The organism is Novosphingobium sp. AP12 (assembly GCF_000281975.1).
In the GTDB taxonomy this organism is placed as follows: Bacteria; Pseudomonadota; Alphaproteobacteria; order Sphingomonadales; family Sphingomonadaceae; genus Novosphingobium.
The window spans coordinates 1-17,516 of the sequence record NZ_AKKE01000014.1; the positions used below are offsets into that span (position 1 = coordinate 1).

Below are 17,516 nucleotides of genomic sequence, written 5' to 3' on the forward strand. Positions count from 1 at the left end.
ACCACCCCGCAAGGCATAAGCCTCGCGGGGACGCTGGCGTTCGGCTTCACCGCCGAAGGTGGCCCGATGCCGATTCCAGCAGGATATGAATCACGTGCCACATCCGTCCGCAGACGCCCAGTGGCCATCGCATCGAGTTCGGCAGCCGCGCGCGTAGCGCATGCGATGAAGCCGGGCTCCCTCGCAGAGCAGCCCGGCTTTCGCGTCCCTAGAACCTGTACTTTGCCGTGGCGAGCACAGTACGCGGATTGGCCATCGGTCCGACGCAGGCGGAGCCGGCGTCGCGCCATCGGCGCAAGAGCAACAGCTCCTGTGCTGCCGCTACCCAATCAGCGGTGGAGCCTCAACTTCGTCCGCCTATCTCGTTGCCTGCGCCGAGGGTTGCCAGCACGGGAGCTTTGGTGACGACTTCTGCGCCCGGACCGATCGCGACCTACAGGTAGTGGGACCAAAGCCTATCTTCAATCAAGGCCTGCTTGAGCACTTCGGCTTCGCCCGATCCGGGCACTACCGCGCATAGCGAACCTCCGACTCGTTCATGGAGCCTTCTGCGGATACTGGCCGCGGCCGCCGCGTCGTCTCGCGCTCTTTCCCTCAATCACCCGTTCGATTGCCGATAAAGCGAAGGAGACGCCTCATGCCTTAACGCACTTCAAGTCGATCGGACTTAGGATAGGTGAGAGCAACTTTCGCCATGTCGTAAGCGATGCCATTTCCACCAGCATTGGACGTGGGCCATCGGCAGTCATGACCCGTCCCAGAAAACGGCCAGCCTCGAAATCCAACGGAAAACAATTACTCCGAGAAAAATCTGCCGGCATCCATAAACTAAAACTCGACAGCGGCGTGTGATAGCGATAACACGCCGCTTGTCTATCCGTTAATCGTGATCGGGACTCAAGTTTCGACGCGCTGACGTTCAGGAGAGGGTTTCCAATGAACTTCCGAGTCAAGAGCCGCATTCTGCTTGCTTCCACCGCCATCGGGCTATCCTTCGTGCAACCGGTTTTTGCGCAGGATGCGGGGATCCCGGCGTCCGATGGCGCTTCCCAGGACGATGAAACTGCGCCCGCCGCTGACATCGTTGTCACGGGTGTGCGCGCAAGTCTTCAGTCGGCGCAGTCGATCAAGCAGAACTCGCCGCAGATTGTCGATTCGATCGTCGCGGAAGACATCGGCAAGCTGCCTGATCGTAACATCGCCGAAGCTTTGCAGCGCATTCCCGGCATTCAGGTGCAGCGCACCTATGGTGAAGGAAGCTCGGTCGCTATCCGCGGGCTGACCCAGGTCCGCACCGAGCTCAATGGCCGTGACATCTTTACGGCCAGCGGTACCAACCAGCTGAGCCTGGAGGACATTCCCTCCGAGTTGCTCGGCGGGATCGACGTCTACAAAAATCCTTCGGCCGACCTTACCGAAGACCAGCTGAGCGGTACGATCAATTTCCGCACCCGCAAGCCGTTCGACTTCAAGGGGCTGAAGGTCGCGGGTTCAGTCACCAACAGCTACTTCGAACTAGCGGGCAAGAGCCGGCCCTCGGCCTCGCTGCTTTTGTCCGACCGTTGGGACACTGGGATCGGCGAAATCGGCATCCTCGCCAGCGTGTCGTTCCAGAAGACCACTTTCCGGCAGGACCGTACTTCTACCGAACCGTTCTACACGCTCGACGACTCCATCGGCTCGGACGGCAATCCCGTCAACGCGACCGACTACGCCACCGCGCAGGCGCTTGGCCGGGTCGGTCAGGTCACGACGCTGCCTCACGGTGCCGGCATCGGCAAGGTCTACGGCGACCGCCGCCGCCTCGGCACCGACGTATCGGTTCAGTGGCGCCCGACTGACACGCTCGAACTGACGGCGGAAGTGTTCCGCAACGACTACAAGTTCGGTTTCTACGACTACATCTTCTTCGCATCGGCTGGCGCCGATTCCATCGCGCCGACGCCGGGTGCGCCCTTCACGTACGGGGCGAACGGCGACTTCGAGAGCGGGACGTTCTCCAACGTGCCGATCGGCGACTACACAAGCTTCGGCAGCCGCCATTCGCGCACCACGGACTATTCGCTCAATGCCAAGTGGCACCCGACGGATCGACTGACCGTCACGGGTGACCTGCAACATGTGAAGTCGACGTCGAAGGCGTTCCGTTCGATCGTCGGCCTGAGCGGGACGGTCGATACATTCTACGAGAACATCGGCGGCCGCAGCACCCCTGAAATCGCGATCACGACGCCCAATGGCCTGACCGATCCGGCGCTTTACACTTCTGGCTTCTATCTCGACAACCTGAACGAGTCCGTCGGCAAGGACACGACCGCGCGGATCGATGCGGAATATGCTTTCGACGGGGGCTTCCTGAAGTCCGTCAAGGTGGGCGGGCGTTTCGCCAATCGCAAGAACAGCGCGATCGACACCGGTTACCGGTACACTGGGCTGGCCTCCATCCCCGATCTTGCAGTGGTAGATCAGAGCGATTTCTTCTACGGCAAGAGCGATACCTTCGGTGACTTCCTTGCCTTCCCGCTCGACACCATTCAGAACTACGACCGCACCCGTGAGGTGCTGGGCATCGACGGGACTCCGCAATACCTGCCGAGCGGCGCCAACAGCATCGGCCTGAAGACCTATGCGGGTTACGCTGCGGCGTTCTTCGGAACGCAGGGCGGCCTTCCGATCGACGGTAACATCGGCTTGCGCGTAGTGCATACGCAGCAGGACGTATCCGGGTTCTATCAGCAGACCTCGCTGGTCGACTTGCCCAACGGTACGCAAATCTCGGGGCCGACGGCGTTCAACCCGATCAGTGCAGGCCAGAACTACACCTCGTTCCTGCCGAGCATCAACGTCCGTCTCAAGCTGACCGACACGCTGCAGGTGCGCCTGGCAGCATCGAAGAACATCGCGCGTCCCAACTTCAACCAGCTGAACCCCAGCCTCACCATCATCCAGCCGGGCCGGGAGCAGGAAGACGAACTGCACAACGTCTCGGGCGGCAACCCTGAACTGAAGCCGATGAAGTCGAAGAACTTCGACGCTTCCATCGAATGGTACTTCTCGCGGACGGGTTCGGTATCGCTGGCCGGCTTCTACAAGCGCATCTCCAACTACATCCAGACCGGAATCGCCGACCGCGACATCACCTTCGATAACGGCCGCACGTTCACGTACAGCGTGACCTCGTACGACAACGTCGCCACCGCCAAAGTCAAGGGCTTCGAGGCTGCCTACCAGCAGTTCTTCGACTTCCTTCCGGGGCCGCTGAGTGGTCTCGGCATGCAGGCGAACTTCACGTACGTGGACTCGCAGGCGCCCAGCCCGGCGATCTCTGGGCCGTCGATCAGCGTGCCGCTCGAACTGCTGTCGAAGTATAACTACAACCTCGTCGGCATGTACGAGAAGGGGCCGTTCTCGCTGCGCGTGGCCTACAACTGGCGCAGCAAGTACGTCGAGACGACCTCTGGCAACGGTTCGGGCAACCTGCCGATCTTCAACAAGCCGTTTGGCCAGCTCGATGCCTCGATGACCTACAACGTGACCCCTAACTTCGCGTTCACCATCGATGCGGTCAACCTGACCAATACGATGCGTTCGACCTACTTCGGCCTGACCAGCCGTCCGCGTGAGCAGCTCTATGTCGATCGCCGCATCAGCGGTACGGCACGCATTACGTTCTAAGAACGCTCCTCCCGACCGTTCGCGGCGTCTCCCTCCGGGGCGGCGTCGCGAATGTCGTGGTGGGGAGTGGCAGAAGGGAGCAATGGATATGAAGGGCAAGGCGATGGCCAAGGGAATCGTGCGCAGGGGCGCGCTGGCACTGGGCCTCTCATGGGCGGCGCTTAGTGCGGGAGCGGCTCTGGCCGAACCGATGGCACTGCTCGACCGCAACGGCAGCCGCGTGGCGGTGGAGCCCTATGCCCCCAACATAGTGCGCGTGACGATCGCGCTCGACCCGGCGCTGGCAAGCGCGGCTCCCGGGCAGGGGCCGAACGCGAAGTCCGACGCCGCTGGTTGGTCGCACCGGGTCGACGCATCGGGCGACATCTTCGTGTCTTCGGCGCTGACGCTGACGGTCGATGCCAAGCCCTATCCGTCTGCGCCCACGATGATGGAGCGCTACTTTGCTCCGTCGCTGCCGCCGGTCAGCATCTCGGTCAAGGCGGCGGACGGAACTCTGCTGACGAAGATGACCGGCTGGGAAATGGCCCCCGTCACCGTCAACGGCGAGAAGACCTTCAAGATGGGAGCGTCCTTCGATTCGCCCGCCGACGAGCATTACTACGGCCTCGGGCAGAACCAGGAAGGCACCCTTGATCTCAAGGGTCGCCAGATCGACTGCGCCCACAACTACGACGCGCCCGCCGGCGAGACGGTCTGCGTGCCGTTCATGGTCACCAACAAGGGCTACGGCATCGTCTGGGACAACCCCGCACGCACCAACGTCTGGCCAGGCCTGCACGGCAGCACTCGCTTCCAGTCGCAGGTGGGTGAACGCGTTTCGTTCTTCGTCATCACCGGCAAGACCACAGACGAACTCTACGCCGGCTACGCGAAGCTGACGGGCGAGACGCCGCTGCCGCCCAAGGCCGCGTTCGGCCTGATCCAGAGCAAGGCGCGTTACGAAACGCAGAAGGAACTGCTCGACATCGCGCAGGGCTATCGCCAGCGCAATCTGCCAATCGACGTAATGGTGCTCGACTGGTTCTACTGGTCGCGCATGGGGCAGTTGGACATCGACCGGACCTATTTCCCTGATCCCAAGGCGATGAACGACCAGCTCAAGTCCATGGGCATGCGCTCGATCATTAGCGTATGGCCGCGTTTCGAGCGAGAATCGCGCTACTTCGACATGCTCGACACCAAGGGCTGGCTGCTGAAGGACAAGGACGGCAAGTCGGTGGACGGCCTGCCGGTCCGCTTCGACCGCGCAGGCGCGCTGATCGACAGCACCAATCCCGAAGCGCGCGAGTGGTTCTGGGGCAAACTGCGCGACAACATCGCGGCCGAGGGCTTCGACTGGTTCTGGCTCGACGAGACCGAGCCCGACCTGGTGCCGGACGGCTATTTCTATTCGATCGGCTCGGGCGACCGCTATCACAACCTCTTCCCGCTGGTGCATACGAGCGGCGTGGCGGACGGTTCGGCGCGGGACCGCCCGAACTTCCGCAACCTGATCCTGTCGCGCGCAGCCTATCTGGGTTCGCAGCGAACCGGCGGGCTGTTCTGGTCCTCGGACGTGCGTTCGACCTGGGATGCGCTCAAGCGTCAGGTTCCGACGGGCCTCGGCTTCACCGCATCGGGCCTCGCCTACTGGGGCAGCGACATCGGCGGCTGGCAATATCCGAGCGGCCCCAAGGCCGCGAACCCGATCTTGGTCGATCCGACGGGCGCGAAGGCGATGGCGCCGGATTACGCGGACTACCCCGAACTCTTCGTGCGCTGGTTCGAGTACAGCGTCTTCACGCCCACGCTGCGCATCCACGGGCAGCGCCCTGGCACCGCGCTGTGGGAATACGGCAAGGCGGCGGAGCCGATCCTCGCCGAGAACCTGCGCCTGCGTTATGCGCTGATTCCCTACCTCTACTCGCTGGGACGCGGGACGTATGAAACCGGCGCGCCGTTCATGCGCGCGTTGTTCATGGACTTCCCGAACGATCCCAAGGTGGCGACGATCGGCGACCAGTACATGCTGGGCAAGGCGTTCCTCGTCGCCCCGGTGACCGATCAGGGGCAGACGAAGAAGTCTGTCTACCTTCCCGCCGGCACCGCCTGGTACGATTACTGGACCAACCGCCGCTACGAAGGCGGGCAGACCATCGAGGCCGACGCCCCGATCGAGCGTATCCCGGTGTTCGTCCGGGCGGGCTCGATCGTACCGCTCGGCGCGCAGGTGCAGAGCACGGCGAGCAAGCAGGCGATCGAGAGCATCCGCGTCTATCCGGGCGCGAATGCGACGTTCACGCTTTATGACGACGACGGCACCACCAATGCCTACCGTGGAAGGGGCGGCCGCAAGGCCGAACTGGTCTGGGACGATGCCAGCGGCAAGCTCACCAGCCGGCAGCCGCTGTCAACGGGGCAGTCGCTGAACGGCCTCGTCAAGGTCATGGGCGGGCAATAGGCCCCTCGCGCGCAGCACTTCAGGGAGACACGACCAATGACCGGAATCAACCGCCGCCAGCTCGGCATGGGCTTTGGTGCGGCCGCCCTGGGCGCTGCGCTCGGTGGCCGCGGCGCCGCGGCGCAGATGCCCGCAGCCGGCGTCTCGACCGGCGGAGCAGCCGATGCATTGTCCTTCCCGGGCGACTTTCTTTGGGGCTGCGCCACTGCGGCCTATCAGATCGAGGGCGGGGTTAGGGAGGACGGTCGCGGCGAGACCAACTGGGACGTGTTCTCGCACACCCCCGGTAAGACCATCGACGGCGGCACCGGCGACGTCGCGTGCGACAGCTACCGCCGCTATGCCGATGATATCGCACTGCTCAAGGCGCTGGGCGCGAAGGCGTACCGCTTCTCGGTCGCATGGTCGCGCATCTTCCCAAGCGGCAGGGGCAAGCCGAACCAGAAGGGCCTCGACTACTACAACCGCCTGATCGACGGACTGCTGGCGGCCGGCATCGAGCCGCACATGACGCTGTTCCACTGGGACCTGCCGACCGGCCTGCAGGATGGCTGGCAGTCGCGCGACACCGCCTATGCCTTTGCCGAATACGCGGGCTACATGGCGGGCAAGGTGTCAGACCGCGTGAAGCACATCATGACGGTGAACGAACTGCGCTGCTTCACCGACCTGTCGTACATGACCGGCGGCAAGGCGCCGGGCCTCAAGCTGCCGATGGACCAGGTCAACCAGGTGCGCCACCACGGCGTGCTGGCCCATGGGCTCGGCGTGCAGGCCATCCGCGCGGCCGCGAAGGCGGGTACGCAGGTTGGCCTCGCGGACAACGCGACGATTTTCGTCCCCGCCATCGAGACGTCCGAGCACATCGAGGCGACCAAGAAGGCCATGCGCGAAGAGAACGCCATGTTCCTCACCGCGATCATGGAGGGCCGTTACACCGACAGCTACCTCGCCGCTCAGGGCAAGGATGCGCCCAAGGTGAAGGACGGCGACATGAAGGCGATCGGGAGCGCGCTCGATTTCGTCTCGCTCAACATCTACACGCCCAACTACGTGCGCGCCGCGGACACGTCCTCTGGCTATGAGATCCTGCCGCACCTGCCCAACTCCCCGCGCATGGCCTCGCCCTGGCTCTACGTCGGGCCCGAGGCGCTGTACTGGGGCGTGCGCACCGTCAGCGAGCTGTGGAAGCCGAAGAAGCTCTACATCTCCGAGAACGGCTGCTCGGCAGACGACCCGGTGGCGCAGGATGGCAAGGTCTACGACGCCGACCGCGTGATGTACCTGCGCAATTACCTGACGCATCTCCAGCGCGCGGCGCGCGAGGGCTATCCCATCGCGGGGTATTTCCTGTGGAGCCTGATGGACAATTTCGAGTGGGAAGACGGCTACACCAAGCTGTTCGGCATCCACCACGTCGACTTCAAGACCCAGAAGCGCACGCCTAAGCTGAGTGCTGATTGGTACCGCGAACTGATCCGCACCAACAGGCTGGTATGACGCGGTGAGCGGTCGAGCAAACTTGGGCAAGGCTGCGATCAGCCGGTAAAAGATGCTTGCCGGCGTGGCCGCGGTGGCAGCGGCTGTCGCCTCGCCTCCTTCGGCACCTGATCGGGCGCGGCCTGTGTCTGAAGCGAGGACTGGACATACTGCACGGATTTCACCTGATTTGAAGGAAGAGCATTGTGACCGAAAATGATTGCGCTAACATCAACGCTGCCGTCGTGGAGGCAAGACAATGCGACTGATCGGAATGGCGGCGACGGCGATGGCGGCAGCACTGGTATGCCCGGCTTTGGCAATCGCCTCCGAGGAAAAGCGGGAAATCGTCATCGACGTCGCCGCACCTACTGGCCCGGTTGACCGCTTTTTCGATCTATCTGTCGGCTCGGACTATCCTGGGACGCTTATCCGCCCGGACAGCCAGGCCCCGCTTAAGACCGCGTCTGACGAGCTCGGTTTCCGGTACATCCGCTTCCACGACGTTTTCCATGACGTGCTGGGCACCGTGCGAAAGGTCGACGGCCAGATCGTTTACGACTGGACGAAGCTTGACACGCTTTATGACGGCCTGCTCGCGAGGAACATCCGCCCCTTCGTCGAACTTGGCTGGACGCCTGCGGCCATGCGCACGTCCGAGCAGCAGCTCTTCTACTGGAAGGGCAATACCTCGCATCCCGATCCGGTCATGTGGCGCAACCTCGTCGATGCCTTCGTTCGTCACGTGCGCCAGCGCTACGGCGAAGAGGAAGTGCGCAGCTGGTACTTCGAGCTGTGGAACGAGCCAAACCTCGACGGGTTCTGGGAAAAGGCGGACCAGGGGGCGTACTTCGGACTTTACGGCGACACGATACGGACCATCAAGGCGATAGATCCGCAGCTGCGGGTCGGCGGCCCTGCGACCGCGGGGGCCGCTTGGGTGCCGCAGTTTCTCAAGTACGCAGCCGACAACAAGCTGCCAGTCGATTTCGTGGCCACGCATACCTACGGCGTAGACGGCGGCTTTCTTGACGAGCAGGGCAAGCAGGACACCAAGCTTTCGCCTTCGCCCGATGCGATCGTCGGCGACGTGCGCAAGGTACGCGGTGAAATCCAAGCCTCGGCTTTCCCTGGTATCCCTTTGTACTTCACCGAGTGGAGCACCAGCTACACCCCCCGCGACTTCGTGCACGACAGCTACATCAGCGCGCCATACATCCTCAGCAAACTGAAGGCGACGCAGGGATTGGCGCAGGGCATGAGCTACTGGGCCTATACCGACCTGTTCGAAGAACCAGGGCCGCCGCCCACCCCGTTCCACGGCGGCTTCGGCCTGATGAACCGCGAGGGTATCCGCAAGCCTGCATGGTTCGCTTACAAGTACCTCAACGCCATCAAAGGCCAGAGCCTTGCTACCGGTGACGGGCAGTCCATGGCGGCGATCGATGGGAAGGGGATATCTGCACTGGTCTGGGATTTCCAGCAGCCGGTGCAAAACCTCAGCAACAAGCCGTTCTACACTCGGCAGGTCCCCGCGACGGCGAGCAGGCCGGTGACCATCCGCTTCGAGCATGTCGCCAAGGGGAGCTATCGCTTGCAGGTCCGCAAGACCGGCTACCGGCTGAACGACCCGCTTTCGTCTTACATCGACATGGGCATGCCTGCCTCGCTAAGCGCAGGGCAGCTGGCCCAGCTCCAGCGCGAGACGGCGGACCGGCCGGAGCAGGAGAAGGTCGTGCGCGCGGGGAAGGATGGCACCGCCACGGTGGAGGTGCCCATGCGCAGCAACGACGTAGCGCTCGTCACGCTCGAGCCCGCGGCGAAATGACCATGCGGCAACGATCAACAACGAGGACCGTGTCTTGACCATATCGCGCCGTACGATGTTCCAGGGAGCTTTGGCCGGGGCGGCAGTGCCGTCACTTGCGAAGGCTTTGACGACCGGCAGGCCGAGCGCCGACCGGCCCCAGTGGGCCGCCGGTGCCGACGGTCGGCGCAAAGCGGATCTCGGAAACGGGCTCTATCGCAATCCAATCGTCGCCGGAGATCACCCGGATCCCACGATCCTGAAGGACGGTGACGCCTATTACATGACGTTCTCGTCGTTCGATTCCTACCCGGGACTCGTGATCTGGAGCTCGACCGACCTCGTCAACTGGGCGCCGGTCGGCCCGGCGCTGCACCGGAACCTCGGCACGATCTGGGCAGTGGATCTCGTCAAGCACGATGACCGCTACTTCATTTACATCCCCGCCGACCCCAAGGGCACCGGCTGGTCGATTTTCGTCATCTGGGCCGATGACATCGCTGGCCCGTGGAGCGAGCCAATCGACCTCAAGATATACGGCAGCATAGATCCTGGCCACGTCGTGGGCGAGGACGGCAAACGCTACCTCTTCACCAACGGCATCCGCAAGATCCGCCTGACCGACGATGGCCTTGCCACCGACGGCAAGCTGGAGCAGGCTTACGATCCCTGGCGTTACCCGGAAAACTGGGTGGTGGAGAATTTCGCGCCCGAGGGACCCAAGCTGCTGCGCAAGGACGGCTGGTTCTACCTGGTGACCGCGATCGGAGGTACTGCCGGGCCGGTGACCGGACACATGGTGATTGCGGCCCGCTCGCGCTCTGTACATGGGCCTTGGGAGCATTGCCCACACAATCCGCTCGTTCGCACCGTCAGCACCGGCGAGCCCTGGTGGTCGCGCGGGCACGCCACCCTGGTCGAGGGCCCCGCGGGCGACTGGTGGATGGTCTACCACGGCTACGAGAACGGCATGCGTACGCTCGGACGCCAGACCCTGCTGGAACCGATCGAGTGGACGTCGGACGGTTGGTTCCGGGCCAAGGGTGGCGATTTGTCGCTGCCGCTGCCTAAGCCGAAAGGCGGCAAGCCCAGTGCTTCCGCCCCCGCGCTGTCTGACGACTTCGCCAAGGACCGCATGGGCGTGCAATGGAGCTTCCATGCGCCCAAGAGCGGCCAGGCAGAGCGTGCGCGGTACGAAGGAGGCGGTCTCGTGATCGTTGGTAGCGGAACGTCGCCCGCCGATTCCTCACCGCTGACCTGCTTGGTCGGCGATCGCAGCTACGAGGCGGAAGTGTCGATCGACCTCAGCGGCGATGGAGAGGCGGGCGTTCTGCTGTTCTACAACCACAAGGCGTTCGTCGGCCTCGGCTTCACGCCCGAGAAGCTGAAGATCTACGAGTATTCCGAAGAACTGCCGTGGGCGGCGGTGGCGCACCAGACGCACACCGTGCGGCTGCGCGTCACCAATGACGAGAATGTCGTGACCTACCATTATTCCTATGACGAAGGCCGCACATGGCAGCGCCACGGCACTCGCATGGAAGTTTCGGGCATCCATCACAACGTTTTCGGCGGTTTCCTCAGCTTGCGCTTTGGCATCTACGCCGCTGGCACGAGCACGGCGAAGCTGCGCGACTTTAGGTATCAAGCTCTCACTGTTTGATCGTCCGCGCTGCGCAAGCGGCGGTCAAAGGCGCACCGTCTCCGATTCCTCCTCCTGAAGAGGCGGTGCGCCAACTCATCAAATCGCCGGCCGGTTTGCCGCGTCCGGAGGCAGGACGAACGACGTTCACGCGCAACGATAACGCGATGCCCGCATCCTTGCGCATGAGTGGGCGCAGCTAATCTATCAGCGCGTACACAAAGCAAAGTCTCGATGCGTCGCTCCGTTTGATTTGGCGTGTCACGGCGTTCCTCAGTCGATGTGAGCCGCATAGAGCGCGTGGTGAGTCAGCACGAACAGAGTCTTCCCCTCGGAGCCACCGAACACAAGCTGCAGCGGGCGTTCCGGAACATCGATCCGGCCGATTTCCCTGCCGTCCGGCGCGAAGACGAAGACCTGCCCATTGGCGACGTAGACACGCCCTTGCGCATCCCGCACCACGCCTTCGCCCCCGCGTTCGGCAAAGACCTTGAGGTTGGTGAGGGTACCGCCCAGCCCGACGACGCCGCTGTAAGTGCGGTTTTCCGAGCTATTGGTGACGAAGACCGTGTCGCCCGGCTTGCCTTGGACGAATCCGTAGGTGTCGAGCGAGTCCGAGAACCGCAGGCCGCGATGGTCAACCGGCCCTTGTGCGAAGACCCGCGAGGCGGGAAGCGCGACGCTGCCGTCGGGCGAGACGTATTGCTGCGTCTTGGGCACGGCCATGTCGCGCGCGAACATCTGCGCCAGCGTCGTGAATTCGTAGGTTTTCGTGTCCAGCTGGTCGCGGAATTCGCCGTTGTTCCACCAATTGACGGGCAGCACGGTGGCGGCCTGACCGGGAGAAACTGGAGTGGGCGCAATCACGGTGACCTGCGTGTCGGGTGCGCCGGGTTTCACGCTATAGACGGTGCCGTTGCGCCCGAACGAGGACAGCACCAGCAGGTCGCCCGAGGCGTCTACCGTCAGGTTCACCGGATCGAGCGCCGCGTCGCGGACGATCTCCAGCTTGCCGGCGTCCGACCAGCTCCAGATGCGCTGGAAGCGGCGGTCAATGAAGTAGAGCTTACCTGCCTTGTCCACTGCGGCGCCGCCGATCGAATCGAAACCATTGGCGACCTGCACGATCTTAGCGCTTTGGAAGGTCACGGCGGCGACCGGGGCGGGATCGGCGTGAACGTCGAGCACCGCGAATTCACGTTCGCGCACATCGATGCCGTGGGTCACATCGCGCACTGAGTTCTCATACGGAAACTTGGCCAGGCGCAGGAAGGTGGCGCAGCCGTTCTCGTCGCAAGTGCCCACGCCGCTCTCGGCGTTGACGTGCACGTTGCGGAACCGGATGTCGTGCGAATTGTAGAGCGTCACCGAACTGGGTGCGGCCTTGCGCGTGCGAGTGACGCGGTAGCCGTGAAAGTTAGCGACGAGGATGTTGCTGGAGTTGCGGATTTCCAGCGATACCGCGTCGCCGCTCTCGCCCGCTTCGCCCTCGGTCTGCGGAGCGAGCAGTTCCCAGTTGGAGACGCGGTTGAGGCTGATCTCGGTGCGGACGTGGTGCTCGACCGATGCCTGGATCAGGCGCCCGGGCGTCTGCGTGTCGGAGATCAGGATGCCGGGGTTGGCGAAAGTGCTGGGGCTCCAGACGTTGGCGAACGTGCCGCCGCCGCCCTGCGTGACCCACAGGCTGGCGTACTGGCCATCCCAGCGCTTCGCCGCGTCTGGGTCGGCGGTGGCGTTGTTGTTGTAGGGATCGATGCGGGTGCCGTCGAAGGCGTTGGTCCCGTGGCCGTTCTGGAACTTGACGTCGTTGACCATGGACTTCGCGCCCGCTTTCCAAAGCAGGCCGGTCGCGCGGGTGTTCACTCCGCCGGTGTCGAGGCCGATCCCTGCGACGATGGCGTCACCGCCGGTCGCGCTTTCGACCAGCGCCTTGGGCGCGCCGACGCCTTGCCACGCTGGAGTGCCGTCCGGCAGGACGATGCGGGCCAGGCTTGGGTGAAGGCCGATCAGCACGGTGTCGGGGCGCAGGCGCAGGGTGTCGCTGACGGTGTAGAAGCCGGCGGGGAAGTAGACGACGCGGTGGGTGTCGATCGCCTTCTGTATCGCGGCGGTATCGTCGGTCCGGTTATCCCCCTTCGCGCCGAGGCTGCGCACGCTGGCCCAGTCCGACACTCGCGGCAGGGCGCGGATCACGGGCGCGGACGGGGCGGGGAGGGCGGCGAGCGGCTCGGCGGCCATCACGGTCCTGTACTCGCCCATCTGGCCCAAGGCAGGGAGCGTCAGGCCGTGGGTGAAGGAAGCGACGGCGTATTTCGCGCCCTTTCCCGCCACCGTACGGCCGCTCTCGCGCAAGCGCGCGAAGACGGGGGTATTGGACGCAACGGCATTCTGGAAGCCGATCTGTGTATAGACGTTCTTCTCGTTCGAGATGATTACGCCCGCCTTCGAGACGTTCTCGAACCGCACGTCCTGCCCCCACAACCAGTCGCCGTAGCCCTTATCGATTTCGATACCCACGGGCGTGTCGCGGATCGTCACGTTGAGCAGGGTCATGCCCGCTTCATGTTCCCGGATGGCGGCGTCACGCTGGCCCTCGAAGGTGGCGTCGACCAGGGCGAAGGGCCATGCGGGAGACGTCTTTTCGGCCAAAATGCCGTAGCGACCGCCCTTGAAGTGCAGGTCCTCCGCCTCGTTGGCGACATGGTAGAGCCCTGCCAAGCCCGAGCCGATGTCGAAGTCCACGTGGCTGACGAAACTGTGCTGTGCGGAGTGGAAGCGGATCGCGGTGGCAGCGGGGTTGCCGTCCAGGATGCGGAAGTCGACGTTGCCGAGCGCGGAGTAGAACGTGCCGGGGTTGGCATCGGCCACGTTCTTGTTGAACGGCACGCTGCCGGGCGGCGGGAAGGCAATTTCCTTTGAGTCCTTGGCGTCGCGTTCACGCTCGGAGCCTGCGAAGACAAGCATGTGGCCGATTCCGCGCTGGAAACCGGGTGTCTTCGCGCCGAGCACGATGACCGGGCGCTTCTCGCCGATGCCGAAGATGCGCACCCCCGGCCACAGGAACAGGGTGCGGGTGATGCGGTAGGTGCCGGTGGGCAGGAAGACGATGCCGCCGCCGCTGCCCTTGTCGGCCGGGCCCGCCGCCGCCCTGTCGATCGCCTGCTGGATTGCGGCGGTATCGTCGGCGCGGCCGTCGCCCTTGCCGGTGACGGTGATCGCGGTGGGTTCGTCGGGTGCTGCGGTGTAGACGGAGGGCGAGGCCGAAAGCGGGGCTGCTGCGAGCAGGGCCAGGACCGCCGTGCAGGCTGCGAGGTGTCCGCGTGTCATGTGATGCTCTCCGAAAGGCAAAAAATGTCCCGGCCGCAAGGCTAGGACAGTCGTGAGGGATAGGATCGAAATAGGGTCAGAAAGTGAAACGGATACCGGCACGGTAGATGCGCCCGAGCGTGTCATAAAGCGCCGGATTGACGTCAAGCCCGGTGTTGGTCTGCGGCGAGGCCACGGGGTCCTTGTCGAACAGGTTGTCGACCTTGCCGTAGAGCTGAAGGTGCTCGCCAAATTTCAGGGTCGCGCCGATGTCGACGTAGAAGGCGCCCTTCATCTTGTTGTAATCGATCGTCGGGTGGTTGCCGGTCGATGCCGGGCAGTTCGTCTGGCACACCACGTACTGGTTACCGAAAGTGCCGTCGCTGAACCAGCGTTCCTGGACGGTCAGGCTGAAGCGGTCGCTGTCGTAGCTCTGCATGGCCAGCCACTTCCAGTCGGGCGTGGCGCCCGTGTTGTTGCCCGCCTGGTCGACGGGGTCGACGCCCGCGATGCCGGCGCTGACGATGAACTTCTGGATGTGCGTCGCCAGAGCACGGACGGTGAAGCTGCCGGGCAGGCCGAGCGGTTGCTGCCACTGGTAGCTGGCCTCGATATCGAACCCGCTGGTCTTCCAGGAGGCGAGGTTGAACGGCTGGACGTTGACGAAGTTGGTGCCTTGCGGGCCGTCCAGCTGGAAGCCGCCGCAGAACGCCTGGTTTCCGTCAAAGCAAAAGCGCACGATCTGGTCGGCGGACAGGGTCGACACGACGCCGTCCAGCTTGATGTGGTAGTAGTCGAACGACAGGCTGAGCCCGGGCAGCCACGACGGGCGCGACAGCACCACGCCCAGTTCGGTATTGCGCGCGACTTCGGGCTGGAGGGCGGGATTGCCGACCGTGTTCTGGAAGATCTGCACGGCCTGGTTGCTGAAAGGATCGTTGAAGTTCGGCACGGTGGTTACCGTCGGTGCGGCGAACAGTTCCGAGAGGTTGGGCGCGCGCACGTCGCGCGAGGTGACCGCGCGCAGGCGGACGCCGTCGAGCGGGGTGTCCCAGGTACCGCCGACCTTCCAGGTCCACACGGTGCCTGACGTGCTGTAGTGGGTGGCACGCGCCGCGCCGTTGAGGTTGGCGCGGCCGATCGTTTCGCTGTCGAGCAGCGGAAGGTCGACTTCGACGTACCCTTCGTAGACTTCGTACTTGCCGCGGCCGTTCTTGTAGTTGCCTGCCGCCCAGTTGCTACCCAGCGTTGAGTTGAGCAGCGGGTCGGCCGGATAGTCCTGGCTGTTGGGGCTAATGTCGGAGACGCCCGCGCCGTAGGGATCGGCATTCACACGGTAGAATTCGCGGCGATACTCACCACCGAACGCCACCGACACCGGACCCGCCCAGGAATCGAAGGGATTGCCCGAGAAGTTCACGCTGGCGACGTCCTGCGTCAGCTTGGTATGCTGGAACGGCCCGTTGTCGTGCGGGGCGATATAGGCCATGGCCGAGGCGGAAGGCGCGAAGTTGCCGAAGATGTTGATCGGCTGGCACCCGTTTGCGCGGGCCACCGGGTCGGCGCAGACGATCGAGCCATTCAGAGCTATGGCATTGGTTGCCGCCACGTAGCGGTTCTGCAGCACGATATCGCGGACGTTGATGTCCGAGATAGTGATGCCGTGCTCGTAATAGGCGTCGTACTTCCAGTCGGTCCCGGCCGCCTTGAATTCGCCCTTCAATCCGCCGACGAAGCGATACTGTTTGCGGTCGGTATAGACGCGCGGATCGGGAAACGAGGCGTTGGCGGTGCCGAATCCGAAACTGGTGATCCCGGCCGCGGCGCAGCGGTCGCGCACCAATTGCGGCAGGTAGGGGTTGGCGCACTGCACGGTTAGCGAGGAGCGGTTGTAGGCCGGGCTAGGCTGGTTGTTGGTCTTCACCTGCGCGATGTTGACGGTGACGTAGGCTTCGTTGTTGTCTGCGAAGTCGTAGCCGATGCGACCGTAGCCGTTGATGCGTTCCAGCTGGGATTTGAGCGAGGCGCCCGAACCTGGTGCGCCGGTCAGATCGCCGCCCTCGCAGAAGCTGTTGCCGCGGTAGCAGTTGCTGACCTGCCCGTTGCCGAGCGGCTGGCCGTTCGATCCGTAGTCGAAGTTGTAGGGCGCGCCGTTAGCGTCGAAGGCGATGCCCTGCAGCGGGCCGTTGTTGATCAGCCCGTAGCGCGCGTACTGGTAGGGCTGCGCGTAGTCGCGGTAGTTGAACTGCGGCAGGCCGTTGTTGGTCTGGCCGGTGTTCATCAGCGTAGAAGCGCGATACCAGTCGCGGCTGCCGGCCAGATCGGTGCCGAAATCACCCGCGCCGACGCCTCCCTCGTGGTCGTATTCGCCGCTTAGAACCACGTGCAGGCGATCGTCGAGGAAGGACTTGCCCCAAGCGCCCTGGACCAGTGCGGTCTCATCGTCACCGTACTTGGTGATGCTGCCCAGGATGTTGCCCTTGAAGCCCTCGAAATGGGTGTCGGTGATAAAGTTGACGACGCCGCCCACCGCGTCCGACCCGTAGGAGGCGGAGGCGCCGCCGGTAACCACGTCGACGCGCTTGACCAGAAGCTGCGGGAACATGCTGATGTCCGGTACGCCGGTGACGTTGGCGCCGACGACGCGCTGGCCGTCGAGCAGCGTCAATGTGCGGATCGGCTGTAGTCCGCGCAGCGAGAAGGAGCTGAGGCCCTGCTGCCCGCTCGACGTGCTGAAGGTGCCGGTCGATGCGCCTGTCGAGCCCTGGAGCGATGGCAACTGCGCGATCGTGGCGAAGATGTTGGGCTGCGCGTTGGCGTTGATCTGCGCTTCGCCGATCACGGTGGTCGGCGTCGGCGCGTTGAAGCCGCTGGTCGTGATGCGCGACCCGGTGACCACAATCTCGGCGGCGGAAGGAGCCTCGGCGGCAGGTTCCGGGGTGGGTGGCGGCGTAACCGCGTCTTGCGCCTGTGCTGTGCCCGAAAGCGCGACCAGGACCAGCGCAGCGAGGCTGACGCCCGCGCGCTGGCGATGAACGGTGTTGGTGTTTCTCATCGATCCTTCCCCTTCACATATCCGGCCGCCCTTTTTTGGACTCGGCCGTGCCCACCGGGCGTTGTCGTCTAGTTATCCTGCGAGCGCTCTCACTACACTTACCACTTAG

The 17,516-nt window shown here is 63.9% G+C and carries 7 protein-coding genes and 1 pseudogene; 5 read left to right on the forward strand and 3 right to left on the reverse strand.

What is annotated here, in order from left to right; translation table 11 throughout:
- Positions 1–346: 346 nt before the first annotated feature.
- Positions 347–821: pseudogene (locus PMI02_RS27850) on the reverse strand (fumarylacetoacetate hydrolase); the annotation flags it as partial.
- 115 nt (positions 822–936) lie between these two features.
- Between PMI02_RS27850 and PMI02_RS03095 the strand changes: the two are divergent.
- The 5 genes from PMI02_RS03095 to PMI02_RS03115 all read left to right on the forward strand — a co-directional run bounded on the left by PMI02_RS03095 (position 937) and on the right by PMI02_RS03115 (position 11,067).
- Positions 937–3,675 (forward strand): TonB-dependent receptor, encoded by a 2,739-nt coding sequence (locus PMI02_RS03095; RefSeq protein WP_007678573.1) that lies wholly within the window; start codon positions 937–939, stop codon positions 3,673–3,675.
- An 88-nt stretch (positions 3,676–3,763) separates the two neighbouring features.
- Positions 3,764–6,118, forward strand: coding sequence for a TIM-barrel domain-containing protein (locus tag PMI02_RS03100; RefSeq protein WP_007678574.1), 2,355 nt, complete (start codon positions 3,764–3,766; stop codon positions 6,116–6,118).
- A 36-nt stretch (positions 6,119–6,154) separates the two neighbouring features.
- Positions 6,155–7,618, forward strand: coding sequence for a GH1 family beta-glucosidase (locus PMI02_RS03105; RefSeq protein ID WP_007678577.1), 1,464 nt, complete (start codon positions 6,155–6,157; stop codon positions 7,616–7,618).
- Between the two features lie 238 nt (positions 7,619–7,856).
- The gene (locus tag PMI02_RS03110; protein ID WP_007678580.1) at positions 7,857–9,425 is read left to right on the forward strand and encodes a beta-xylosidase; all 1,569 of its coding nucleotides are present in this window, start codon (positions 7,857–7,859) and stop codon (positions 9,423–9,425) included.
- A gap of 34 nt (positions 9,426–9,459) precedes the next feature.
- Positions 9,460–11,067, forward strand: coding sequence for a family 43 glycosylhydrolase (locus tag PMI02_RS03115; protein WP_007678583.1), 1,608 nt, complete (start codon positions 9,460–9,462; stop codon positions 11,065–11,067).
- 252 nt (positions 11,068–11,319) lie between these two features.
- On the opposite strand, the gene PMI02_RS03120 is transcribed toward PMI02_RS03115, so the two are convergent.
- Together PMI02_RS03120 and PMI02_RS03125 are read right to left on the reverse strand one after the other, a co-directional pair.
- Entirely contained in the window at positions 11,320–14,373 is a 3,054-nt protein-coding gene (locus PMI02_RS03120) for a glycosyl hydrolase family 28-related protein (protein WP_007678587.1), read from the reverse strand.
- 76 nt (positions 14,374–14,449) lie between these two features.
- Entirely contained in the window at positions 14,450–17,407 is a 2,958-nt protein-coding gene (locus PMI02_RS03125) for a TonB-dependent siderophore receptor (protein ID WP_007678589.1), read from the reverse strand.
- Positions 17,408–17,516: the final 109 nt, after the last annotated feature.

Bases quoted from the DNA above. Each gene is read 5' to 3' on its own strand.
- PMI02_RS03110 (WP_007678580.1), top strand. From the start codon at position 7,857: ATGCGACTGATCGGAATGGCGGCGACGGCGATGGCGGCAGCACTGGTA.
- PMI02_RS03105 (WP_007678577.1), top strand. From the start codon at position 6,155: ATGACCGGAATCAACCGCCGCCAGCTCGGCATGGGCTTTGGTGCGGCC.
- PMI02_RS03120 (WP_007678587.1), bottom strand. From the start codon at position 14,373: ATGACACGCGGACACCTCGCAGCCTGCACGGCGGTCCTGGCCCTGCTC.
- PMI02_RS03125 (WP_007678589.1), bottom strand. From the start codon at position 17,407: ATGAGAAACACCAACACCGTTCATCGCCAGCGCGCGGGCGTCAGCCTC.
- PMI02_RS03100 (WP_007678574.1), top strand. From the start codon at position 3,764: ATGAAGGGCAAGGCGATGGCCAAGGGAATCGTGCGCAGGGGCGCGCTG.
- PMI02_RS03095 (WP_007678573.1), top strand. From the start codon at position 937: ATGAACTTCCGAGTCAAGAGCCGCATTCTGCTTGCTTCCACCGCCATC.